Source organism: Sinorhizobium sp. NG07B, from assembly GCF_002532005.1.
GTDB lineage: Bacteria > Pseudomonadota > Alphaproteobacteria > Rhizobiales > Rhizobiaceae > Sinorhizobium > Sinorhizobium fredii_C.
Genome location: NZ_NWTD01000006.1, coordinates 166,152 through 187,796, shown reverse-complemented (window position 1 = coordinate 187,796; position 21,645 = coordinate 166,152). Strand labels below are relative to the sequence as shown.

The 21,645-nt window shown below is 63.9% G+C and carries 23 protein-coding genes and 1 pseudogene; 11 read left to right on the top strand and 13 right to left on the bottom strand.

The window, feature by feature from the left end:
* Positions 1–280: 280 nt before the first annotated feature.
* Both CO664_RS20675 and pyk read left to right on the top strand, forming a co-directional pair.
* Positions 281–652: pseudogene (locus CO664_RS20675) on the top strand (DUF1036 domain-containing protein); the annotation flags it as partial.
* Positions 652–2,091 carry a pyruvate kinase gene (gene pyk, locus CO664_RS20670; RefSeq protein ID WP_037420214.1) on the top strand — a complete coding sequence of 480 codons (1,440 nt, stop codon included), beginning with the start codon at positions 652–654 and terminating at the stop codon, positions 2,089–2,091. The pseudogene CO664_RS20675 and the gene pyk, both read left to right, overlap by 1 nt.
* On the opposite strand, the gene CO664_RS20665 is transcribed toward pyk, so the two are convergent.
* From CO664_RS20665 to CO664_RS20640, 6 genes are all read right to left on the bottom strand, one after another.
* Complete coding sequence (locus tag CO664_RS20665; protein ID WP_097539754.1) at positions 2,058–3,104, bottom strand: alpha/beta hydrolase; 1,047 nt, start codon at positions 3,102–3,104, stop codon at positions 2,058–2,060. The genes pyk and CO664_RS20665 overlap by 34 nt on opposite strands.
* Positions 3,105–3,149: 45 nt before the next feature.
* Positions 3,150–3,749: a hypothetical protein gene (locus CO664_RS20660; RefSeq protein WP_037420208.1), complete on the bottom strand. Its 600-nt coding sequence runs from the start codon at positions 3,747–3,749 to the stop codon at positions 3,150–3,152.
* Positions 3,750–3,844: 95 nt separating this feature from the next.
* Entirely contained in the window at positions 3,845–3,970 is a 126-nt protein-coding gene (gene ykgO / locus CO664_RS20655; RefSeq protein WP_012709334.1) for a type B 50S ribosomal protein L36, read from the bottom strand.
* Positions 3,971–4,147: 177 nt separating this feature from the next.
* Positions 4,148–5,197: a 5-(carboxyamino)imidazole ribonucleotide synthase gene (locus tag CO664_RS20650; RefSeq protein ID WP_097526664.1), complete on the bottom strand. Its 1,050-nt coding sequence runs from the start codon at positions 5,195–5,197 to the stop codon at positions 4,148–4,150.
* Positions 5,194–5,658: a 5-(carboxyamino)imidazole ribonucleotide mutase gene (gene purE / locus CO664_RS20645; RefSeq protein ID WP_176536635.1), complete on the bottom strand. Its 465-nt coding sequence runs from the start codon at positions 5,656–5,658 to the stop codon at positions 5,194–5,196. The genes CO664_RS20650 and purE overlap by 4 nt, the downstream gene beginning before the upstream one ends.
* Before the next feature lie 52 nt (positions 5,659–5,710).
* Positions 5,711–5,914, bottom strand: coding sequence for a DUF465 domain-containing protein (locus CO664_RS20640; protein WP_012709331.1), 204 nt, complete (start codon positions 5,912–5,914; stop codon positions 5,711–5,713).
* Between the two features lie 213 nt (positions 5,915–6,127).
* On the opposite strand from CO664_RS20640, the gene CO664_RS20635 reads away from it, so the two are divergent.
* A complete protein-coding gene (locus CO664_RS20635; RefSeq protein WP_014765888.1) occupies positions 6,128–6,301 on the top strand; it encodes a DUF465 domain-containing protein in 174 nt (57 codons plus the stop codon).
* Positions 6,302–6,474: 173 nt separating this feature from the next.
* Here the strand turns inward: CO664_RS20635 and CO664_RS20630 are convergent, their stop codons facing one another.
* Positions 6,475–6,735 carry a metalloregulator ArsR/SmtB family transcription factor gene (locus tag CO664_RS20630; RefSeq protein ID WP_037389169.1) on the bottom strand — a complete coding sequence of 87 codons (261 nt, stop codon included), beginning with the start codon at positions 6,733–6,735 and terminating at the stop codon, positions 6,475–6,477.
* A 99-nt stretch (positions 6,736–6,834) separates the two neighbouring features.
* Positions 6,835–7,614 carry a sulfite exporter TauE/SafE family protein gene (locus CO664_RS20625; protein WP_097539752.1) on the bottom strand — a complete coding sequence of 260 codons (780 nt, stop codon included), beginning with the start codon at positions 7,612–7,614 and terminating at the stop codon, positions 6,835–6,837.
* A gap of 103 nt (positions 7,615–7,717) precedes the next feature.
* On the opposite strand from CO664_RS20625, the gene CO664_RS20620 reads away from it, so the two are divergent.
* The 6 genes from CO664_RS20620 to CO664_RS20595 all read left to right on the top strand — a co-directional run bounded on the left by CO664_RS20620 (position 7,718) and on the right by CO664_RS20595 (position 14,769).
* Positions 7,718–8,371, top strand: a complete 654-nt coding sequence (locus CO664_RS20620) for a thiamine phosphate synthase (RefSeq protein WP_037420198.1) — start codon at positions 7,718–7,720, stop codon at positions 8,369–8,371.
* An 8-nt stretch (positions 8,372–8,379) separates the two neighbouring features.
* Positions 8,380–9,516: a tetratricopeptide repeat protein gene (locus CO664_RS20615; protein ID WP_037420358.1), complete on the top strand. Its 1,137-nt coding sequence runs from the start codon at positions 8,380–8,382 to the stop codon at positions 9,514–9,516.
* Between the two features lie 234 nt (positions 9,517–9,750).
* Positions 9,751–10,551 carry an inositol monophosphatase family protein gene (locus CO664_RS20610; protein ID WP_037389161.1) on the top strand — a complete coding sequence of 267 codons (801 nt, stop codon included), beginning with the start codon at positions 9,751–9,753 and terminating at the stop codon, positions 10,549–10,551.
* Between the two features lie 347 nt (positions 10,552–10,898).
* Positions 10,899–12,005 (top strand): MotA/TolQ/ExbB proton channel family protein, encoded by a 1,107-nt coding sequence (locus CO664_RS20605; protein ID WP_037420195.1) that lies wholly within the window; start codon positions 10,899–10,901, stop codon positions 12,003–12,005.
* 3 nt (positions 12,006–12,008) lie between these two features.
* Entirely contained in the window at positions 12,009–13,040 is a 1,032-nt protein-coding gene (locus CO664_RS20600) for a peptidoglycan -binding protein (protein ID WP_037420192.1), read from the top strand.
* Between the two features lie 79 nt (positions 13,041–13,119).
* Positions 13,120–14,769 (top strand): FAD-binding dehydrogenase, encoded by a 1,650-nt coding sequence (locus CO664_RS20595; protein WP_097539751.1) that lies wholly within the window; start codon positions 13,120–13,122, stop codon positions 14,767–14,769.
* Positions 14,770–14,966: 197 nt separating this feature from the next.
* Here CO664_RS20595 and CO664_RS20590 read toward each other — a convergent pair whose 3' ends face one another.
* Complete coding sequence (locus tag CO664_RS20590) at positions 14,967–15,959, bottom strand: tripartite tricarboxylate transporter substrate binding protein (protein WP_037420184.1); 993 nt, start codon at positions 15,957–15,959, stop codon at positions 14,967–14,969.
* A gap of 135 nt (positions 15,960–16,094) precedes the next feature.
* Entirely contained in the window at positions 16,095–17,894 is a 1,800-nt protein-coding gene (locus tag CO664_RS20585) for an ABC transporter transmembrane domain-containing protein (protein ID WP_097539750.1), read from the bottom strand.
* Positions 17,895–18,092: 198 nt separating this feature from the next.
* On the opposite strand from CO664_RS20585, the gene rpmE reads away from it, so the two are divergent.
* Positions 18,093–18,314 (top strand): 50S ribosomal protein L31, encoded by a 222-nt coding sequence (gene rpmE / locus CO664_RS20580; protein ID WP_012709319.1) that lies wholly within the window; start codon positions 18,093–18,095, stop codon positions 18,312–18,314.
* 563 nt (positions 18,315–18,877) lie between these two features.
* Here the strand turns inward: rpmE and CO664_RS20575 are convergent.
* The 3 genes from CO664_RS20575 to CO664_RS20565 form a co-directional block, all read right to left on the bottom strand.
* The gene (locus CO664_RS20575) at positions 18,878–19,396 is read right to left on the bottom strand and encodes a DUF1465 family protein (protein ID WP_037420109.1); all 519 of its coding nucleotides are present in this window, start codon (positions 19,394–19,396) and stop codon (positions 18,878–18,880) included.
* Positions 19,397–19,745: 349 nt separating this feature from the next.
* On the bottom strand, positions 19,746–19,934 hold the full coding sequence (locus CO664_RS20570; protein ID WP_037420106.1) for a DUF1192 domain-containing protein: 189 nt from the start codon (positions 19,932–19,934) through the stop codon (positions 19,746–19,748).
* Complete coding sequence (locus tag CO664_RS20565; RefSeq protein ID WP_037420103.1) at positions 19,921–21,222, bottom strand: MFS transporter; 1,302 nt, start codon at positions 21,220–21,222, stop codon at positions 19,921–19,923. The genes CO664_RS20570 and CO664_RS20565 overlap by 14 nt, the downstream gene beginning before the upstream one ends.
* A 179-nt stretch (positions 21,223–21,401) precedes the next feature.
* On the opposite strand from CO664_RS20565, the gene CO664_RS20560 reads away from it, so the two are divergent.
* Positions 21,402–21,557, top strand: coding sequence for a hypothetical protein (locus CO664_RS20560; RefSeq protein WP_083854097.1), 156 nt, complete (start codon positions 21,402–21,404; stop codon positions 21,555–21,557).
* The last annotated feature ends 88 nt before the right edge of the window (positions 21,558–21,645 follow it).

Here is a 21,645-nt window from a genome sequence, read left to right as displayed (position 1 = left end):
TCCAACGCTCCGCACCTGATCGCACGCAAAATTGCGGCTCGCAATAAAAAGCCGTGAGTTCAGCGCCTTCTGTCACAGGAATGGCAAATATAATCGATTAGAGTTGCGTTGACTTTCCCGGCTGGCCGTCGCAAGAAAGTGCCACACAAATCAAAACGGAGTTCCGCAGGAAGCCGTGTCTAGATATCCTTTTTGCAAAGCGAAGCCGGGGTCGACGACGTTAGGAGCCATTCTCCTGTATTCCTTGGTACTTTCCGGTGCATTTCTCATTTCTGGCGAGGCTCGGGCCGACTTTCGCGTTTGCAACGGGACGCAGCAGCTGGTCGGCGTGGCGATCGGCTATCGCGCCAAGGACGGCTGGGTCACCGAGGGCTGGTGGCAGGTGCCGGCGACGACCTGCGCGACGCTGATCGAGGGCGAACTCCAGTCCCGCTACTACTATCTCTACGCGGAAGACGCGGCCAAGGGCGGCCGCTGGACCGGCGACATCAACATGTGCGTCGCCGAGAACGAGTTCAAGATCGTCGGCGTGCAGGACTGCTTTGCGCGCGGCTTCCAGCGCATGGGATTCAAGGAATATGACACGGGGCGGCAGGGGAGCTGGATGGTTCAGCTTTCCGATACGCCTGGCACGCAGGAAAGCCAGAATTGATGAGACGGAACAGAAAAGTCAAAATCCTCGCCACGCTCGGGCCGGCATCGTCCGAGGAGCAGATGATCCAGAAGCTGCACGAGGTGGGGGCCGACCTGTTCCGCATCAATATGAGCCACGCCAGCCATGAGGTCATGCGCACCCTCATCGAGCGGATTCGCAGTGTCGAAGCGCGCTGCGGCCGGCCGATCGGCATCCTTGCCGATCTGCAGGGCCCGAAGCTGCGCGTCGGCAAGTTCGCCGAAGGCAAGGTCGAGCTCAAGATCGGCCAGACTTTCACGCTCGACAACAGGGACGTGCCCGGCGACAACACGCGCGTCTTCCTTCCGCATCCGGAAATTCTGGAGGCGGTGAAGCCCGGCGACCGCTTGCTGATCGATGACGGCAAGCTGCATCTGCGCGCCGAGAAAACCGATGGCAAGAGCATCGTCACCACCGTGGTTTCCGGCACCAGGATTTCGGACCGCAAGGGCGTCAGCCTGCCCGATACGCTCCTCGGTGTCGGCGCACTGACCGATAAGGACCGTGCCGATCTCGACGCGGTACTTGCCACCGGCCAGGTCGATTGGGTGGCGCTTTCCTTCATCCAGCGCCCGGAGGATCTTGCCGAGGTCCGCAAGATCGCCCGCGGTCGGGTCGGGATCATGTCGAAGATCGAGAAGCCGCAGGCGATCGAACGCATCGACGAGATCATCGAGCTTTCGGACGCGCTCATGGTCGCGCGCGGCGATCTCGGTGTGGAGATGCCGCTCGAATCCGTGCCCGGCCTGCAGAAGCAACTGACGCGCGCCTGTCGGCGTGCCGGCAAGCCCGTCGTCGTCGCGACGCAGATGCTTGAATCGATGATCTCGTCGCCGGTGCCGACGCGCGCCGAGGTCTCGGACGTGGCGACCGCCGTGTTCGAAGGCGCCGATGCCGTCATGCTTTCGGCTGAATCGGCCTCCGGCGAATACCCGGTCGAGGCGGTCGCTACCATGGCCTCGATCGCCAGCAACGTCGAACGCGACCCGCATTATTCGGGCATCATCTACGCCCAGCGCACGCCGCCGGAGGCCACCGGCGCCGACGCCATCTCACTTGCGGCGCACCAGATCGCCGAGACGCTCAACCTGGCGGCGATCGTCACCTACACCTCGTCCGGCGCCACCGGCCTGCGCGCCGCGCGCGAACGCCCGCAGGTGCCGGTCATCGCCCTTTCGCCGATCGTCCAGACGGCCCGCCGCCTCTCGGTCGTCTGGGGTCTGCACTGCGTCGTCACCGAGGATGCGACCGACCTCGACGACATGGTCAATCGCGCCTGCCGCATTGCCGTTTCGGAAGGTTTCGGCAAACCCGGCGACCGGATCATCATCTCCGCCGGCGTGCCGCTCGGAACGCCCGGCGCCACCAACATGCTGCGCATCGCCTATATCGGCTCGGACGGACGTACCGGCGTATAAGCGAGTTCCTCGACCGGCTCCTCGACTCTCAGGCGGGCTTCGGCCCGCCTTGCGAATTCCTGGAGGTCGTGCGGCTTTCCGGAGATCTTCTCGATGGCAGCGACGACGAGGTCGGTCACGACATAATCCGGCTTGTGCCCCAGATTGCTGATCCACAGCAGCTCCGATCCCTTGATTGAGCTCGCCAGGCTGCGGGAATGGATATCGGCCAAAACGATGCCGTCCCGGTCACCGGTTATGATGACGGTCGGCGCGCAGATCTCCGCGTAGCGCGGCGACATCTGCGTGACGTAAGCGTGAAGATTGGCGACATCGACTGCATTGTTGAGAAAGGTGGCCGGCCTCAGGACGAGGTGTGGCGCAGTATTGGCGATGTAGTCCTTCGGGCGCGGATTGGGCGAGAATATGGCTTGCGTCACCCGGTCGATGCGCCTCAGCCCGATCGGAATGACGGCCGTGCTGGCGAACAGCCAGCCGACAAAAGGCATGGCAGCGAAGGTGATATGCCAGTCGACGCCTCCGGGCCACGGATGCGTCGCCGGCGCCAGCAGGACGACGCCTTCGGTTCTGTCCGGGTGGTGAAGCGCAAGGCTGGCGGCGATCGCGGCCCCGAAGGAGTGGCCGACGATGATTGCGCGGGAGATGCCGCGCTTGTCCATCAGCCGGACAATGGCGTCGGCCTGGCCGTCCGGCCGGGCATTGGCCGGCCCGCCGCGCCCCGAATAGCCGTGTCCCGGCCGATCGACGAAAAGCATCTCGGCACGGCCATCGAGCGCCGGCTGGAAGGCGTGCAATTGGTCGAGAAGATTGCCTCCGGCTCCGTGAATGAAGACGATCGGCGGCAGATCCGCGGTCCCGTGGGACCGGATGTGGACGCAGTTCATGCGGAAACCGCCGACATCGACCAGTTCGCCGCTGTTCGGGAAGCGAGCGGCAATCCTGCGTGCCTGCCAATAGCTGTGGGCGACCGCGGCGAGAATGAGAATGGCGAGAATCAGAAGGGCAAGGAACATCCGTCGGTCATATCAGAGCGGCTGCGATAGGGCAGAGGTCGCCGATCAGGTCCGGCTGCCGGCGAGCTTCTCGGCGAGTTCCCCGAATTGCTCCTGGGCCTTGCGGTCGGAGGGGTAGATATCGAGGAATTGCTGCCACGCCCGCATCGCCAGCTCGTTCTTGCCGGCGGCCTCCAGCATGGTCGCCATGCCGGCGATCGCCCCGAAATGCCGGGGTTCGATGGCAAGCACGCGGTTTATGTCGGACATCGATTTGCGATAATTGCCCATCTGGAAATGCAGCGTCGCGCGGCGGTTCCAGCCTTCGACATAGCCGGGGGCAAGCACGATGACCTGGTCGAGGATGTCGAGCGCCACTGTTTTCTTGTCGTCGGTGATCGCCTTGTCGGCCGACTGCATCAGAAGGTTCACCGTGGCGCTGCCGGACTCCTGCCACTCGAGGCGAATGCGGTCGGCAAGTTCCCGTGCCTTGCTCTCGTCGCGCTCCTTCTTGAGGTCGAGGAACAGGGCGTCCAGGCGTTGCTCGGGTGTGGCGAGACTTGCCGCCTCCGGCCGGGGGGCGGGTTCGGCAGCCTGCGACAGGGCCGCGGTTGCCGGGACGATCAGGGCCAGAATCAAAGGTAGAAAAAAGCGCATGGCGGACATCGTAGCCCGCCATGAAACAAGATCAAAATCAAATGTGACGGAGGATCACCGAAGCGACCGACGTTCAGGCCGGCGGCAGAAGCCGCCCGAGGGCATCAGCCCTGACGTGCCTTGAAACGCGGGTTCGACTTGTTGATGATGTAGACGCGACCCTTGCGGCGAACCAGGCGGTTTTCGCGGTGACGGGTCTTCAGCGACTTGAGCGAATTCTTGATCTTCATTTTTCCTGATCCGCAGGTTTCGGGGAATGAAAATTCGCCCGGTAATTCCAACAATCAAAAGCGCGCCATTCAGCGCGCTCTTCAAGTAGGCAGGCACATAGCGTGTCGCCCCTATCCTTGTCAACCGCAGGACCGCGGGATTTCGACAGCTGCGCGCGCGTTCCTGGGCCACTCGGTTCACCTGAGGCGGGTGAAATGCCCCATTTTGCGGCCGGGGCGCGCCTCGGCCTTGCCGTAGAGATGGACCAGCACGTTCGGCTCGCCGAGCAGAGCGGGCAATTCGGCGATCTCGTCGCCGATGAGGTTCTGCATCACGCAGTCCGAGTGACGCGAGGCGTCGCCGAGCGGCAGGCCGGCAATCGCGCGGATATGCTGCTCGAACTGCGAAACGACGCAGGCGGCTTCCGTCCAGTGACCGGAATTGTGGACGCGCGGAGCGATCTCGTTGGCGACGACGCTGCCGTCGGCAAGCACGAAGAATTCGACACCGATGACGCCGACATAGCCGAGCGCTTCGAGAATGGCGGTCGCAGCCTTGCGGGCAGCCTCGGCGGTCGAGGCGGCAACCGATGCGGGCACGGTCGAGGTGTGGAGAATGCCGTTCCGATGGACATTTTCCGCCGGATCGAAGCAGGCGGTGGCGCCGTCAGGGGAGCGTGCGGCGATGATCGAGATTTCCCGCTCGAAGGCCACGAAGCTTTCGAGGATCAGCGGGACTCCGCCGAGGGCGGCGAAGGCGTCGGAAGGATTGTCCTTGCCGGAGCGGAAGACGCGCTGCCCCTTGCCGTCATAGCCGAGGCGGCGGGTCTTCAAAACGCCGGAGCCATCGAAGTCGGCAAGCGCCGCTTCGAGGTCGGCCTGGCTGTCGACGGCGTGGAAGCCGGCCGTGGCAATGCCGCAGCCATTGATGAACCGCTTCTCGACCAGCCGGTCCTGCGCGACTTCCAGCGCCTTTGGTGGCGGGAAGACCGGCCGCGATGCCGCCAGCCGCTCGGCCGCGGCGACGGGGACGTTCTCGAATTCGTAGGTGATCAGATCGGCGGTCCGGGCGAGCTCGTCGAGCCCTCTCGGATCGTCATAGGCGGAAACAATCTGGGTGTTCGCCGCCTGAGCGGCGGGACAGTCCGGCTGCGGCTCGAGAATGACTGTGCGGAAATTCAGCCGCGCAGCCGCCATGGCGAGCATGCGGCCGAGCTGGCCGCCGCCAATGATTCCAATGGTCTTCATGCCTGGTCTACCGGGTACTCGGCGACCGAAACGGTCTGCTGCTCACGCCAGTCGTCGAGACGGTCGGCGAGGGCCTCGTCGCTCAGCGCCAGGACGGCGGCGGCGAGCAGGGCGGCGTTGACGGCCCCGGCCCTGCCGATCGCCAGTGTGCCGACAGGAATGCCGGCCGGCATCTGCACGATCGAGAGCAGGCTGTCCTGGCCCGAGAGAGCCTTCGACTGTACCGGGACGCCGAAGACCGGCAGCGGCGTCATCGCGGCGCACATGCCCGGCAGATGGGCCGCCCCGCCGGCGCCGGCAATGATCACCTTGAAGCCCTCGTCGCGCGCGCCCTTGGCGAAGCGGACCAGCCGGTCGGGTGTCCGATGCGCGGAAACGATGCGCGCCTCATAGGCGATATCGAGGGCCTCGAGCGTGTCGGCCGCATTCTTCATCGTCTCCCAGTCCGACTGGCTTCCCATGATGATGGCGACGGGCGGGGTCGTGGTTTCGGTCACGTCTATCAGGATCCGTTCAGGCTATGATGTCGGGGATGATCTGATCTTCGATCTTGCTGATCTTGTCCTTGATGGCCAGCTTCTTCTTCTTCATGCGCTGGATGCGCAGGGCGTCGCAGCCGGTTTCGATCATGGCATTGATGGCGACGTCATAATCTTCATGTTCCTGCCTCAGGCGCGCTATCGTCAGTCTGAGTTCGGCCTGGTCCTGGTCCGGCATGCAAAACGATCCCCATAAGCCCGGCTGCGTCCATGCCGCGAACCGGAATTTCCTGCGCCGCGCTCTATCACATCTTGGGCGGTGACGGGAAGTTATCCGACGTCATCATTTCGCCTTCGACAAATGAAAAATGGCATGGCACACTGGTAAGGTTACAACCATGGAACATCCGGCATTTGCGTGCCGGATGCAAGCAAAAGGAAGGGACTGCCAATGACCATTGAGGCTCATCTTGCAACGCTTGAGAAAAAACATGGCGCCCTGGAACAGGAGCTGCATGAAGCGCTGAATTCTCCCTCCTGCGAGGACGAGTTGATCAGCGAACTCAAGCGTCGGAAGCTGCGCATCAAGGACGAAATCGAAAGACTCCGTTCCTCGACACACTGATTGCGAACGGTATTTCCCGCGCTTTCGGGAGGCGTCGTCTTCGTGAAGGAGAAACGACGCGAAAGGTCAACAACAATCCCATATATGACGGATCGCTCGACCGGGCCTAAGGCCCGGTCCGCTTCTTCGGCGACTTCCTTAACGGCCGCCGCGGAGCGGGCGAATGTAAGCCATCAGGACCAGAACTGGTCGAGCCATAGATTGAGCCGGTCGAAGCCCGGCCTGTGGATGGCGTAAATGCGCCTGGTGCCGCTTGTCGACACCGATACGAGATTGCAGTCGAGCAGCGCCTTCAAATGCTGCGACACCGCCGGCCGGCTGATCGGCAGCCCTTCGGCGAGTTCATTGACAGTCTTGGGCGCGCGCCGCAGCTCCTCCAGCAGATAACGCCGGTTCGGATCCGCAATGGCATCGAATGGGTCCGCGATCGTCATGACGGGACGTTAGGCGAATTTCCTGCGACCGGCAAGAAAATTGTGCATTGCGATATGCCGCATTGCTTTGCAGCATTATTCGAGCGGAGCAAGGCTCGCTCAGCCGGCGGACAGAAGGCTGGTTAGCCCCTCCCAGATAAGTCTAGATCCGGCGATGAAAGCCATGGTGTACATAAAGGGATAGAACACCTGCGGCTTCATGCGGCGCACGATCCATGCGCCGCAGGCCGTTGCGACCATCGCCAGAGGAAAGAGGGTCGCCGATGTCATGAGGTTGCTGGTGTCGAGCTGCCCGAGCGCGAAATAGGGAATGAGTTTCACCGCATTGAGCGTTGCGAAGAAGCGCACGATGGTGCCGGTATATTCGCGCGGGTCCAGCTTCAGCGGCAGGGCGTAGATCTGGAAAGGCGGCCCGCCGGCATGCGCGACGAAGCTGCCATATCCCGCAAAGCTTCCCCATAGCGCCGCAGGGCCCAGACGGTGCTGCTTCGGAAGGATCGGCGTGCCGCTGCGGCTGCGCCAGACGGTGTAGACGTAACGCAGCACGAACACGACCGTTATGGCGCCGATGATCAGCCGCAACGCATCGCGCGGCACGTAGGCCGACGTCGCCCAGCCGATGGCGATGCCGGCCAGCGCGCCGGGCAAGAGCATGGTGAGCGTCTTCCGGTCGCCGTGCTTCCGCCAGATCCATAAAGAGACGATGTCCATTGCGATGAGAATGGGGAGGAGCAACGCCGCCGCCTGGACCGGCGAGACCGCCAGCGAGAGGATCGGAACCCCCATCAGCGATAGCGCCTCTCCCATGCCTCCCTTGCTGAGGCCAACGAGCAGGACCGCCGGCACGGCGACCAGATAGAAGTCGAGATCGGGAAGCATAGGCGGCGGTTGATCCTTTGGTCATCTCCGTCTATCGGTTTTCCCGATTGAAATCGAGTAGCGGATTTCCGCCCTCGAGCGGGCTTCGCCAGGAACGAACGACATGAGCAATACCGATAACCGCTGCCGCCTTGTGCTGATCGCGCCCGACATGCCGGATGCCGCCGAGCGCGCGAAGATCCTTGCGGATGCGCTGAAAGGCGGCGACGTGGCCTCCGTCATTGTTCCGCAATATGGCCTCAACGAGACGGATTTCCAAAGGCACGCCGAGGCGCTGGTGCCGGTGATCCAGCAAGCGGGTGCGGCGGCGCTGATCGAAGGCGATACGCGGGCCGCCGGCCGAGCCAAGGCCGATGGTCTTCATATCGCCGCCGGTGCGGACGTGCTTGGCGAGGCGATCGAGCGGCATACGCCGAAGATGATCGTCGGCGGCGGCAATGCGACCGACCGCCACCACGCGCTCGAGATCGGCGAACTCCGGCCGGACTACGTGTTCTTCGGCCGCACCGACGGCGACATCAAGCCGGAAGCGCACCCGAAGAATCTGGCGCTCGCGGAATGGTGGGCATCGATGATCGAAATTCCCTGCATCGTCATGGGCGGCACCGATCCGCAGTCCGCGCTTGCAGTGGCCGAGACCGGCGCCGAGTTCGTCGCGCTGCGTCTCGCGGTCTTCGCCGAGTCGGGCCAGGCGCCCTCCGTGGTTGCCGCCGTCAACGCCTTGCTTGACGAAAAAGCGCCACGGTTTGAAGATTAGACGTGGCGATGCTGAGCCGATCCCCCCTGAAACGAAGCCGGTTCGCGACCCTTGTCGTCGCCGTCACTCTGGCCGCCTTGCCGGCTCGCGCCGAACAGCCGCCGGCACCTGCGGATGAGGGCATCGTCCCGAAACGGGGCCGGATCACACCCTTTAACGGTGCGGCGCTGCCGGAAGGCGCCGAAAAGCCGGCGAAGGGCGATACGAACGCCAAGCCCAAGAAAGACGACGAAAAACCCTCCGGAGGCGTCAACGTAATCGACCGCATGGGGGCCGAACTTCCGGCGCTTCCGGCCGAAAAGCCGTTCGCCGGCAAGGTGGACGAGGCCTATGGAGCCTTCCAGCGCGGCTATTACCTGACGGCAATGGACCTTGCGCTGCCGCGCGCCCAACTCGGCGATCCGGCGGCCCAGACGCTGGTCGCCTCGATCCTCGAGCAGGGCCTCGGCGTCGCGCGCAACCCCAAGGATGCGGCCTTCTGGTACGGCCAGGCGGCGAACAACGGCGATCCGGCGGCGATGTTCAAATATGCGCTGATCCTGATGGAGGGGCGCTACGTCAAGCGCGACCGCAAGGCCGCCGACGAACTGATGAAGAAGGCCGCCGATCTCGGCAACGCGGCCGCCCAGTTCAACTATGGGCAGACGCTCGTTGCCGACGCACCCGGCCAGAAGGGCCTGAAGGCGGCGATGCCCTATTACGAGAAGGCGGCCGAACAGGGCATTGCCGATGCGCAATATGCGCTTTCGCAGATTTATCTCAATGTCGAGGGCATCGACGACGGCAAGCGGGCGCGTGCACGCGAATGGCTGGCCCGGGCGGCGCGCGCCGGCTACGACACCGCGCAGCTCGACATGGCGATCTGGCTGATCGAAGGGATCGGCGGCGACCGCAACCTGGACGAGGGCTTTGCCTGGATGAAGCGGGCAGCCGAGGGCGGCAACGTGGTTGCGCAGAACCGGCTTGCCCACCTCCTCGTCAATGCCATCGGCACGCGGCCCGATCCAATCGAGGCAGCGAAGTGGTACGTGCTGTCGCGCCGGGCGGGGCTCAAGGACGATGCGCTCGAGGATTTCTATCTCGGCCTCAACGACTCGCAGCAGAAATCGGCGCTCGCGGCCGCGAACAAGTTCCGCTCGTCCTGAGCCTAGATTCGACCGGCGCCATGTATTTCGCTTGAACTCTTGGGGTTTTTGTGGTCTTGAAGCCGCGGTTTTGTCCGCGGCCCCTCATGCCATCTCCGCGGGCGGAGTGACTTCTCACTCGGTTTTTTGACGACGGTTGCGTCTTCGCCGACCCTTTACGAGGGCGGGCCGTCAAGCAGGTTCAATGTCCGGTCGAGACGGCTCGGCCGGCCTTCGCTTTCAGAGGATTGCCCTATGGCCCGTTCTGCCCTTCTCAATGTCATGGTCCAGGCGGCCTTCAAGGCCGGCAAGTCGCTGGCGCGCGATTTCGGCGAAGTACAGAACCTACAGGTGTCCTTGAAGGGGCCGAGCGACTACGTTTCCCAGGCAGACCGCAAGGCCGAGCGGAGCATCCGCGAGGATCTCCTGAAGGCCCGCCCGACCTACGGCTTCCTCGGCGAGGAAGGCGAGGAGATCAAGGGCACCGACGGCGCCCATCGCTGGATCGTCGACCCGCTCGACGGCACCACAAATTTTCTCCACGGCCTTCCGCATTTCGCCATCTCGATCGCGCTGGAGCGCCAGGGCGAGATCGTCGCTGCGGTGGTCTTCAATCCGGCAACCGACGAACTCTATACGGCTGAGCGGGGCGGTGGCGCCTTCCTGAACGACCGGCGGCTGCGCGTCGGCGCCCGTAAGGTCCTGTCCGACGCGGTGGTCGGCACCGGCACGCCGCATCTCGGCCGCGGCAATCACGGCAAATATCTCATCGAGCTCCGCCACGTCATGGGCGAGGTTGCCGGCATTCGCCGCTTTGGCTCCGCCTCGCTCGACCTCGCCTATGTGGCTGCCGGTCGCTTCGACGGCTTCTGGGAGCGCGATCTCGCTGCCTGGGATATCGCCGCCGGGGTCCTGCTCGTTCGCGAGGCCGGCGGCTGGGTCACCGACATCGACGGCGGCAGCAAGCCGGTCGAAGACGGCTCGATCATCTGCGGCAACGAATATATCGCCAAGGCACTGCGCGAGGTCATCCACCGCCCGGTCCCAACGAAGTAGGGCCGCCCAAGGCCATGCTGCGGACCGGCCGCGTACACGTGTCTTCCGGTCCGCGTTCGACATAAGGCATTGGAATCGAACATTTCTGCTCCTTTGCAGCGTTGCGACCCGACCTCCCTGGAGGGGGGCGGCGCATTCCTGGGCCGGCTCTGCCGTTTTCCCTTCAATTTGGCGCAAAGTTCCACTAGTCTCCGGGCCGATAGGATGGTCTCCGGCCATCGGCGGCATCGTTCGGCCGAGATCGCTATTGATTTCGAGAATGATCCGCTACTTCAAAGAGTTGCAGCAACCGGCGCTTGTGCGGACAGGCGCAGGAGCGTGCCGCAAACCGGGAGATTGGCAAACGCATGACGAAACTCAGTCTGTCCGGCTGGCGTGGGCAGGAAGTGGCGGAGGAGAACTATAATCCGCATAAGCTTTCGAGCCCCATGCCCTACTTCTGGACGATGGTCATTTTCCTGATCATCGTCGGTTTTGTCGCGGCGATCCTCTTCCGGCAGGCACGCGAGGCCTTCGTCGGCAATCCCGGCCTCAACGGGCTGATCCTTGGGGTGCTGCTGATCGGCATTCTGCTGGCTTTCAACCACGTGCTCGGCCTCAGGCCCGAAGTGCGATGGTTCAATTCATTCCGCGCCGCTGGCAGTGCCGACAAGGTCGGGCGAGATCCGGTGCTGCTTGCACCCATGCGGGCGCTGATCGGCGGGCGCCAGACGACGGCGATTTCGACGATCGCGCTCCGCTCGATCCTCGATTCCATCGCCACCCGCCTCGACGAGTCGCGCGACATCACCCGTTATCTTGCCGGCCTTCTCGTTTTTCTCGGCCTGCTCGGCACCTTCTGGGGCCTTCTCGGCACGATCGGCTCCATCAATACCGTCATCCAGTCTCTCGACGCCGGTTCCGGGACGACGGAGGACCTCTTAAGCTCGCTGAAGAGCGGTCTCTCGGCGCCGCTGACCGGCATGGGCACCGCCTTCTCGGCCTCGCTGTTCGGCCTTTCCGGTTCGCTGATCCTCGGCTTCCTCGATCTCCAGGCCGGCCGCGCCCAGAACCGTTTCTACACGGAACTTGAGAACTGGCTTTCCTCGGTGACCGATGTCGGCTCCGGTTTTTCGGCGCCGATCGAGACGACCGGCGGCGCACCGGCGGAGGAAATGCGGCGCGTCGCCGACCAGCTCTCCCGCCTCGCGCAGGACGGCGGCGTCAACCAGCGCACGACGGCAGCGATGGCGAGCCTCGCCGAGGGCATTCAAGGTCTCGTCAAGAACATGCGCGGCGAGCAGCAGATGCTACGCGACTGGATCGAGGCGCAGCAGGAGGAGGCGAAGTCGATGCGAAAGACGCTCGACCGGCTGACCTCGCGCATCGGCCAGGCCGACCGGATCGCCGTCAACAGCGAGAGGGCCACCTCGCAGGCGAAGCTCAGCCACGCCGACGAAAGCGGGGGTGATTGATCCATGGCTCTCGCCCGAAGGGGCCGCAATCCGCGGACGATCAACTACTGGCCGGGCTTCGTCGATGCGCTGTCGACCTTGCTCATGGCGATCATGTTCCTGCTCAGCGTCTTCGTCACGGCTCAGTTCCTGATGGGGCGGGAGATCACCGGCAAGGACGAGGTGCTGAACCGGCTGAACAGCCAGATCAACGAACTGACCCAGCTTCTCGCCCTCGAGAAGAGCGGCAAGCAGGATCTCGAGGATTCGCTTGCCAATCTCCAGGCCTCGCTTGCCCAGTCAGAGGGCGAGCGGTCCCGCCTTGAAGCGCTGCTTGATCAGGGGGCCGGCAGTACCGATGCGGCCAATCAGAAACTCGGCCGGTTGGGCTCGGAGCTCGAAAACGAAAAGCAGGTCAGCGCCCGCGCGATGAGCCAGATCGAGCTCTTGAACCAGCAGATCGCCGCGCTGCGCAGCCAGATTGCCGCCATCGAGGGCGCGCTTCAGGCTTCCGAGGCGAAGGATCAGGCTTCGCAGGCGAAGATCGCCGACCTCGGCCGCCGGCTGAACGTCGCGCTCGCCCAGCGCGTGCAGGAACTCAATCGCTACCGCTCGGACTTTTTCGGCCGCTTGCGGGAAATCCTCTCCGACCGCGAAAATATCCGCATCGTCGGCGACCGGTTCGTCTTCCAGTCGGAAGTGCTTTTTTCCTCGGGCAGCAGCGACCTGAACCCCGAGGGCCAGGTGGAAATGGCCAAACTCGCCACGGCGCTGCTCGACCTTGCCAGGGAAATTCCGGCCGAGATCAACTGGGTGCTGCGCGTCGACGGCCATACGGACAACGTGCAGCTCTCCGGCACCGGCCGCTTTGCCGACAATTGGGAACTGTCTTCGGCGCGCGCCACTTCGGTCGTCAAGTTCCTGATCTCCAAGGGCGTGCCGGCCGACCGCTTAGTGGCGGCCGGATTTGGCGAATACCAGCCGATTGCGGCCGGGGAAAGCCTGGAGGCGCGGGCGCAAAATCGGCGTATCGAGCTCAAGCTGACCGAAAAATAGACGAGCGGCCCCCGCTTGAATTGACCTTGACGTATGCGTAAGAGTTGCTGGTCGAGGGATGTTGGGGGAGAGCGCCTTGATGGATTGCGATGTGCTGGTCATCGGTGCCGGCCTTGCCGGGCTCGTGGCGGCGTCCGAGGCGGCGGCGCTTGGCCGCAAGGTCATCGTTCTCGACCAGGAAGGCGAGCAGAATCTCGGCGGCCAGGCCTTCTGGTCGCTTGGCGGCCTCTTCTTCGTTGACAGTCTAGAGCAGCGGCGCATGGGCATTCGCGACAGTCATGAACTCGCCGCCCAGGACTGGATGGGATCGTCGCAGTTCGACCGGCCCGAGGATCACTGGCCGCGCCTGTGGGCCGAGGCCTATCTCGATTTTGCCGCCGGCGAGAAGCGACGCTGGCTGCATGCGCTCGGGCTGCGCTGGTTTCCGGTGGTCGGATGGGCCGAACGCGGCGGTGGTCTTGCGCATGGCCACGGCAATTCGGTGCCGCGCTTCCACATCACCTGGGGCACCGGCCCGGCGGTGCTCGAACCCTTCATCCGGCTGACGCGGCAGGCGGAGAGCCGGGGCCTTGTCCGTTTCCGCTTCCGCCACCGGGTCGACGAACTCGTAACGACGGACGGTGCCGTGACCGGCGCGCGCGGGGCAATCCTCAAGGCGGATCCGGTCGGCCGCGGCGAGCGCAGCTCGCGCGATGAGATCGGCGATTTCGAGATCTCCGCCGGCGCGGTGGTCGTCAGTTCGGGCGGCATCGGCGGCAATCATGAGCTGGTGCGCCGCAACTGGCCGCGCAAGCGGCTCGGCCAGCCGCCAGCCTCCATGGTCAGCGGCGTGCCGCACCACGTCGACGGCCGGATGCTGGACATCGCGGCTAAGGCGCGCGGCTCCGTCATCAATGCCGACCGCATGTGGCACTATACCGAGGGCCTCAGGAACTTCGACCCGATCTGGCCGGACCACGGCATCCGCGTCCTGCCGGGCCCGTCCTCCTTCTGGTGCGATGCCGATGGCAACCGTTTTTCGGCGCCGGCCATGCCCGGTTTCGATACGCTCGGGACATTGGCCGCAATCCGGCAGAGCGGCCATGACTATAGCTGGTTCATCCTGACGCGCGCGATCATCAAGAAGGAGTTCGCCCTTTCCGGGTCCGAGCAGAACCCGGATCTGACCGGCAAGAGCATAGCGCTTCTGCTGAAGCGGCTCGGCGCAAAGCCGACCGGCCCGGTGCAGGCCTTCATGGACAAGGGCGAGGACTTTGTCGTCAAGGACCGGCTCGAAGATCTTGTCGAGGGGATGAACAGGTTGACGGGCGATAACCGGCTCTCGGCGAGCCACCTCAAGGCGCAGATCGAGGCACGCGACCGGGAGATCGACAATTCGTTTTCCAAGGACGCGCAGGTTACCGCCATCCGCAGCGCGCGTGCCTATCGCGGCGACCGGCTGCTCCGCACCGCCAGGCCGCATCGTCTCCTGGACCCGAAGGCAGGCCCGCTGATCGCCGTGCGATTGCACATCCTGACCCGCAAGACACTCGGCGGTCTGCAGACCAACCTTGCCGGCCAAGTGCTGGAGCTTTCCGGCGATCCGGTGCCGGGCCTTTATGCGGCCGGCGAAGTCGCTGGCTTCGGAGGCGGCGGCATGCACGGCTACAACGCCCTCGAGGGCACTTTCCTGGGTGGCTGCATCTTTTCCGGCCGTGCCGCGGGGCGGGGCGCGGGCGGGGACGTTTGATCAAAGAATCTTATCATCGCTTGTAATGCCCCTCACCCTAACCCTCTCCCCGTTTTGACGGGGAGAGGCGACTTGCGTGCCTACTGCCGGCCGCTTCCTCAGGCGATGGGTTGGAAGGCGCCGCCGCGAGTCTCCTTCGCCCCGTAAGCGGGGAGAAGGTGCCGGCAGGTGGATGAGGGGCAAACACCGGTCTCTCGTCAATCCATCTGGATGTTTGCGTCGCGCACGACCGGTGTCCACTTCGCAAGCTCCGCCTTCACATGGGCGCCGAGTTCCTCGGGCGTCGAGCCGACGATCTTGGCGCTGAATTCCTCCATGCGCTTCTGGACCCCCGGATCGGCAAGCGCCTTCTTGGCCGACTCGTTCAGGCGCGCGATCACCGGCTGCGGCGTATTGGCCGGGGCGAAGAGCGCATTCCAGGTATAGGTCTCGTAGCCGGGGATGCCGGATTCGGCGATGGTAGGCACGTCCGGGAAGGAGGGGGCGCGTTCCGCCGTAGTCACCGCCAGTGCCCGGAGCGTTCCGGCCTTGATGTGGCTGGACGAGGAGGGCAGGTTGTCGAACATGATCGGCACCTGGTTGCCGATGACATCGTTCAGCGCCGGGCCGGAGCCCTTGTAGGGGATGTGCTGCATCTCGACGCCGGCCATCGACTTGAAGAGCTCGCCGGATAGATGCAGCGGCGTGCCGTTGCCGGAGGACGCGTAGCTGTACTGGTCAGGCGATGCCTTGAGCAGCGCCAGCAATTCCTGCACCGATTTGGCCGGCAGCTCCGGATTGACGACCAGCACGTTCGGAACGACGACCAGCAGCGAGATCGGCGCGAAGTCCTTCTCCGGATCGTAGGGCTTCGTCTTCAGGATCAGCGGGTTCAAGGCGTGGGTTGCGACCGTCGCCATCAGGATCGTGTAGCCGTCCGGATCGGCACGGGCGACATTGGACGCCCCGAGATTGCCGCCGGCGCCGGCGACGTTCTGGACGATCACCTGCTGGCCGAGATCCTCGGACATCTTCTGGGCGATGATCCGGGCCACGACGTCGGTGGAACCGCCGGCGGCGAAGGGGACCACGAGCGTAATCGTCCGGTCCGGAAAACTCTGCGCCTGCACCGGGCCGCCCAAGGTCATGGCGGAAAGCGTGGCGATGCCGAAGGCAAGGGCGGCGCGGCGGGTCATGCTTAGAAATGGCATTACGGATATCCTCCCAATCTCGTCGAAGGCGCTGCCGGCAAAAGCCGGCCCCCTTACAATAGGGCTGCGCTTGCCGCGGGCAATGGCGGATCGAGAAACAATCACATCCGAGGGCCGCGTGGTTAACGCCCGGTCTCAGGCCTGGGATGCGACAAACAATCCTTGCGCCCCGTGATCGAATTGAAGCCGCGCGAGCTTGGCATAGAGCCCGGCCTGGCGGATCAGCGATGCGTGGGTGCCTTCCTCGACGATACGGCCGTGATCCATGACCAGGATTCGGTCCGCCTTCAGCACCGTCGCCAGCCGATGCGCGATGACGAGCGTGGTGCGCTCCCGCATCAGCCCGTCGAGTGCCTTCTGCACCAGCGTCTCGCTCTCAGCGTCGAGGGCCGACGTCGCTTCGTCGAGAAGCAGGATCGGAGCGGCCTTGATGATCGCCCGGGCAATGGCGATACGCTGGCGCTGGCCGCCGGAAAGCGTCACGCCACGCTCGCCGACCAGCGTGTCATAGCCGCGGTCGAGCCTTGCGATGAACTCGTCGGCCTGCGCCGCGACGGCGGCCGCCTGTACCGCCTCGCGGCTCGCCGTAGTGCCGAAGGCGATGTTGTCATGCACCGAGGCGGCGAAGATCGTCACGTCCTGCGGCACGATGGCGATCCGTTCGCGCAGATCTTTCGGGTCGACGCTGCGGATGTCCATGCCGTCAACCAGCACGGTTCCCTTGATCGGGTCGTAATAGCGCAGCAGCATCGAGAACAGGGTACTCTTGCCGGCGCCGGAGGGGCCGACGATGGCAACGGTCTCGCCCGGCTCCACCGCGAGGCTCAGGCCTTTGAGGCTCTTGTAGTCGGGCCGCGCCGGATAGGCGAAGTGCACGTCGTCGAAGGCGATCGCCCCCTTCGCCGGCACGGGCATTGGGGCGGGGTGCTCGGGCGCGCGGATCTGCGGAACTTCGCTCAGGAGCTCGTTCAGGCGCTCGGCGGCGCCTGCGGCCTGCGAGATCTCGCCCCAGACTTCCGAGAGCGCTCCGAGGCTGCCGGCGGCAAAGACGGAATAGAGTAGAAACTGGCTGAGCGTGCCAGCCGAAAGCGTGCCGTCCAGCACGTCGCGGGCTCCGAACCAGAGCACCGCAACGACGCTGCCGAACACCAGGGTGATGGCAAAGGCGGTGAGCGCCGAGCGGGCTCGGATCGCCGCACGGGCGGCGCCATAGGCCTCCTCCACGGCGGCGCCGAAGCGGTTATTGGCGCTCGCCTCGCCATTGAAGGCCTGTAGCGTGCGGGTGGCGGCGATCGCTTCGCCGGCATAGGCGGAGGCAGCGGCGAGCGTGTCCTGCGCCTGACGGGCGCGGCGCCGGACGGAACGGCCGAAGCCGACGAGCGGGAAGACGATGAGCGGAATGGCGGCGATCACCAGGCTCGACAGCTTCGGGCTGGTATAGACCATCATGCCGATCGCGCCCAGACAGAGGATCAAGTTGCGCAGCGCAACGGATGCCGTGGCGCCGACCGCCGACTTGATCTGCGTCGTGTCCGCGGTCAGCCGCGAGACGATCTCGCCGGACTGGTTGACGTCGAAGAAGGAGGCGGAAAGGCCCGTGACCCGGGCGAAGACGTCGCGCCGGAGATCGGCGACGATGCGCTCTCCCAGCGAAATGACGAAGTAGTAGCGGGCGGCGCTCGCCAGCGCCAACACGATCGCCAGCACCATCAACATGGTGAAATAGGTGTTGATGAAGGCGGAATCGGAATTGGAGAAGCCGTGATCGATCATCCGGCGGACCGCCAGCGGCAGCGTCAGCGTCGTCACCGCGGCGATCGTCAGCGAGATGGCGGCGCCGATCGCAAAGTGGCGATAGCGCCTGACATAGGGCAGCACGGCTGCAAGCGGCCGGACGGACTTGCGCTCTCGTACTTGGTTCTCTTGTCTTGGCACGTGACCCCCGATCGCCTGCCACGGAGGGTCGATTAGTCTTCCGCGCGGCACTTGTTATCCCGCAGACCTTCATGTATAGGCACGGCATCGAATTGAAGAAGCCGTGGCCGAGAGCGGTCCGCGGCTCCATTTACGTGTTCGGTCCCAAAGTCGCAATGCCTTGCGACAATTGGACCCTGGAACTCTAGGAAGATTGTTATGAAGGCAGGCATCCATCCCGAATACCACACGATCAAGGTGGTCATGACCGACGGCACCGAATACGAAACCCGCTCGACCTGGGGTTCGGAAGGCGCAACCATGCACCTCGAAATCGACTCGAAGTCGCACCCGGCCTGGACCGGCGGCAACCAGCAGCTCGTCGACCGCGGCGGCCGCGTCTCGAAGTTCAAGAAGCGCTTCGAGGGCCTCGGCCTCTGATCGCTCGCGATATCGCGTTTCTGGAGCCCGGCAATGCCGGGCTTTTTTGTTGGCTGTTGTTGCCTTCTGGACGAAAGAGTCAGATGCAGGCTTTACGCAGGCGATCCTCTCGCTCGGCGGCTTGTGCATGGATTCTCGGCAAGCCCGAGAATGACGAAGAAGAAGGGGGCCGTTTTCGTCGGAGACGAGCGAAGGTTGACAGCACCTGTCGCTTACCCTCGTCTCAACTTAAGACCGAGCGTTATCAAGGGGGTCCTCCTCGGGCTTGACCCGGGTAAAACCCGAGGATGACGGGAGAGTGAACCGCTGTCGAAAAAGGGGAGCGCACCTGCCGGCATCATACACCGCTTGATTTGCACTGAGCATTACCCAGAAGCGTCATCCTCGGGCTTGCCCCGAGGATTCACACACACGCACTCCTTTGCGTGCTGGCTCGGACAGGCAAGTGCGTGAGAAGAGAATGCAAGGACCATGCAAGGCAGACCGCTGGGAAATTCGCGTGCCGCACGCACGAAAAACCCGGCGTGGCCGGGCCTCGAACTCTGCCGTGATTACCGTCGACGTCAGTTGCCGCCAAACGCTGTCTGCAAGAGCTTGATCTGTGCCTTGACGCCGTTCTGGTTGTCTGGGACGAAGGTCGTGGCCTCCTGCGGCCGGTAGATCTCGCGGTCGAGCAGGGCGACGCGGTTCTGCAGGCGAAGCGAGCGTTCGATCAGGTCGCGGAAGCTGTCGGGCAGATCGTTCCAGCCGGGCGCGCTGCGGTCGACATTGAAGCTGTCGAGGCGAACTTTGCTTTTTTCCGACAGGACCTGTTCGCGGCTCATCTCGCCATTGTTGACAGCGCGCTGTAGGAGGAGCCAGGAGGCCATCTGCATCAGCCGCGTCGTCAGCCGCATCGACTCGGCGGCGTAAAGCACCGAGGCCATACGCGGCAAGACCTTGGAGGCAGCACGGCCAGGACCATCGAGGTAGCTCGCCGTTTCCTCGACGAGGCCCATCCCTTCGGCATAGAGCGCCTTGAACTGCGCCGAGGACGCAGCGTGTCCTGCGAAACTGACGGTATTCAATCCTCTCTCGGACATGGCCTGTTTTTCCCTGGTTCAAAACGCATCACGGTCAGGTAACGAAGTGGCTTTGGGAAAAGTTTCCTTGAGGCCCCTCTATGCTCGAAGAATGATCTGATACCGCATTCCGCGCAAGGGTATTCTTAAGAAAGGGTTAATCTCCACAATTCTTTGAAAACAGCTGTCGCGAAACAAAAAAAGAGCCGCGCGGGGCGGCTCTCAAGGTAAAACAGGGAGAAATCAGACCCATTCGCCAATCGGTGAAAATGTCTGAGTCCGGAAGACCGGATGACGGTAGAATTACAGAAAATGCCTAATATCCCGTTAAGCGGCCGTCCGCCGGCGCTCTCTGAGGCTTGTCTAGCTCTCAGCGGAAGAGGCCTTCGGCGGCCGATCGGCTCGCCGATTTTCGGGTGCGCTCCGCCTCCAGCCGGGCGATTTCCTCCGACAGCAGCGCAATGCGCGCGGTGAGTTCGTCGACGGAGAGCTGCGAAAGGTCGCTGCCGATCTCATGCGCGGTCTTCTTCTTCGGCTGATCGTCGTCAAACAGGCTCATCGGCTCTTTCCTCCGCTTCGGGATCGTCGACGGTGTCTCCCCGCGTCTCCTCGAAGGGTGCCGCGCGCGGAGAGAGCTGCAGGCTTTCCGGCGTCGTCGGTGCACCGGCATTGACCGGCGAGAAGGTCTCGCGCTCGGCGACGGGCACGGGTGCGCGCCGGCGGCTGCGGACGATCGCATAGGCCGTGATCAGCATATGCGCACAGGCGGTGATCATGAAGAGGCCATAGGGGCCCGTCGCAGTCATCACCGGGCCGCCGATCGTCGGGCCGATGATCGTGCCGATGCCGTAGAGCAGAAGCAGGCCGCCGGAGACCTTGACGAAATCCTCCGGTGTGGCGAAGTCGTTGGCGTGCGAGACGGCGATCGGATAGAGCGCGTTTGCCGCGGCCCCGTAGACGGCAATCAGCGTCAGCACGATCCAGACTTGGCCCGGCTCGACCAGGAAGAGCATGAGCCCGGCAAGCGCCCCCACACCGGCCAGAACGGCGAGCACATAGCGGCGGTCGACGCGGTCGGAAATTCGGCCGGCGGGCAACTGCATGACCGCCCCGGAGAAGATCGCGACGCTCATCATCGCCGCGACGGTGCTGTCGGAAAGACCCGCCTGGCGGCCGAAGACGGCGCCGAGCGTGCCGAAGGCCCCGTTGGCGATGCCGATCAAGAGGATGCCGAGGAAGGACACCGGCGAATTGCGGTAAAGGCCGCGAAGGTCGAGCCGCACCTGCTTGAGCGGCGTCGGCGAGGCGGCCTTGGACAAGAGCGTCGGCAACATCGCGACGCAGTAGAGAATGCCGCAGATCATGAAGAAGAATGTGGTCGTCGTCTCGCCGAAGGGGATCATCATCTGCCCGCCGACGACGCCGAAGAGGGTGATGGCGATATAGAGGGAGAAGATTACGCCGCGGCTTTCATTGGTGGCGCGCTCGTTCAGCCAGCTTTCGATGATCATCGACGTGCCGGCGGTCGAGAAGCCGGTCAGCGCGCGCAGGACCAGCCACCAGATGGGGTCGATCATTATGCCGGTCAAAAGGGAAACGATGGCAATCAGCGCCGTGAAGACACTGAAGGCCCGAACGTGCCCAATGCGCTTCACGACATTCGGGGCGAAGAAGCAGCCGAGCACGAAGCCCGAAGCCCAGGACGTGCCGATCAGGCCGAGAATCGTGGTCGGGTATCCTTCCGCCGTGCCGCGCACCGGCAGGAGCAGACCCAGCAGACCGTTTCCTAGAAAGAGGAACAGAGTGCCGAGCAACAGCGCGGCGACGGGGAGCAGGTTGTTTCTCATTGTTCCATCCGAAATCGTTCTGCGACCGGCAATTCGCGGCGGCATGTCGTGCCGTTCAACTGGAATCGCTGCCGCCGGTCATTGCAAATCGGCGGCGAAAACAATAGCCCTCTATGCGTCGAAAAGTGACGGCCGTATGACGTTGCAACCGTGGCCGCGGAATTCTCCGGAATAAATGAATGTCGAAGGCACTGACGCTTCTCCTCTTCGTCGCCATGTGTGTGCACATCATCAAGCCGCTCGGATATCCCGGTCTCAGGCAGCGCCGGGATTTCTGGAAGATCGCCGTCTTCGCCATCGCCGTGATGATGGTCACGGTGTTCGTCCGGCCGTAGCCGCAGTCGCACTCACCTGCCGCGGATAGAACATGCGCAGGGAATGCGCGACCGCACGACGTTCCCTTAGAAACAGCTAACCTTTGAG

Excerpts from the sequence above, each read along its gene's own strand:
- pyk (WP_037420214.1), top strand. The coding sequence starts at position 652 with ATGAGACGGAACAGAAAAGTCAAAATCCTCGCCACGCTCGGGCCGGCA.
- ykgO (WP_012709334.1), bottom strand. The coding sequence starts at position 3,970 with ATGAAGATCAAGAATTCGCTCAAGTCGCTGAAGACCCGTCACCGCGAA.
- CO664_RS20650 (WP_097526664.1), bottom strand. The coding sequence starts at position 5,197 with ATGAAGACCATTGGAATCATTGGCGGCGGCCAGCTCGGCCGCATGCTC.
- CO664_RS20625 (WP_097539752.1), bottom strand. The coding sequence starts at position 7,614 with ATGCTTCCCGATCTCGACTTCTATCTGGTCGCCGTGCCGGCGGTCCTG.
- CO664_RS20640 (WP_012709331.1), bottom strand. The coding sequence starts at position 5,914 with ATGCCGGACCAGGACCAGGCCGAACTCAGACTGACGATAGCGCGCCTG.
- CO664_RS20660 (WP_037420208.1), bottom strand. The coding sequence starts at position 3,749 with ATGTCCGCCATGCGCTTTTTTCTACCTTTGATTCTGGCCCTGATCGTC.
- CO664_RS20615 (WP_037420358.1), top strand. The coding sequence starts at position 8,380 with ATGCTGAGCCGATCCCCCCTGAAACGAAGCCGGTTCGCGACCCTTGTC.
- CO664_RS20565 (WP_037420103.1), bottom strand. The coding sequence starts at position 21,222 with ATGAGAAACAACCTGCTCCCCGTCGCCGCGCTGTTGCTCGGCACTCTG.
- CO664_RS20600 (WP_037420192.1), top strand. The coding sequence starts at position 12,009 with ATGGCTCTCGCCCGAAGGGGCCGCAATCCGCGGACGATCAACTACTGG.
- purE (WP_176536635.1), bottom strand. The coding sequence starts at position 5,658 with ATGGGAAGCCAGTCGGACTGGGAGACGATGAAGAATGCGGCCGACACG.
- CO664_RS20575 (WP_037420109.1), bottom strand. The coding sequence starts at position 19,396 with ATGTCCGAGAGAGGATTGAATACCGTCAGTTTCGCAGGACACGCTGCG.
- CO664_RS20595 (WP_097539751.1), top strand. The coding sequence starts at position 13,120 with ATGGATTGCGATGTGCTGGTCATCGGTGCCGGCCTTGCCGGGCTCGTG.
- CO664_RS20570 (WP_037420106.1), bottom strand. The coding sequence starts at position 19,934 with ATGAGCCTGTTTGACGACGATCAGCCGAAGAAGAAGACCGCGCATGAG.
- CO664_RS20635 (WP_014765888.1), top strand. The coding sequence starts at position 6,128 with ATGACCATTGAGGCTCATCTTGCAACGCTTGAGAAAAAACATGGCGCC.
- CO664_RS20630 (WP_037389169.1), bottom strand. The coding sequence starts at position 6,735 with ATGACGATCGCGGACCCATTCGATGCCATTGCGGATCCGAACCGGCGT.
- rpmE (WP_012709319.1), top strand. The coding sequence starts at position 18,093 with ATGAAGGCAGGCATCCATCCCGAATACCACACGATCAAGGTGGTCATG.
- CO664_RS20590 (WP_037420184.1), bottom strand. The coding sequence starts at position 15,959 with ATGCCATTTCTAAGCATGACCCGCCGCGCCGCCCTTGCCTTCGGCATC.
- CO664_RS20665 (WP_097539754.1), bottom strand. The coding sequence starts at position 3,104 with ATGTTCCTTGCCCTTCTGATTCTCGCCATTCTCATTCTCGCCGCGGTC.
- CO664_RS20560 (WP_083854097.1), top strand. The coding sequence starts at position 21,402 with ATGTCGAAGGCACTGACGCTTCTCCTCTTCGTCGCCATGTGTGTGCAC.
- CO664_RS20610 (WP_037389161.1), top strand. The coding sequence starts at position 9,751 with ATGGCCCGTTCTGCCCTTCTCAATGTCATGGTCCAGGCGGCCTTCAAG.
- CO664_RS20620 (WP_037420198.1), top strand. The coding sequence starts at position 7,718 with ATGAGCAATACCGATAACCGCTGCCGCCTTGTGCTGATCGCGCCCGAC.
- CO664_RS20605 (WP_037420195.1), top strand. The coding sequence starts at position 10,899 with ATGACGAAACTCAGTCTGTCCGGCTGGCGTGGGCAGGAAGTGGCGGAG.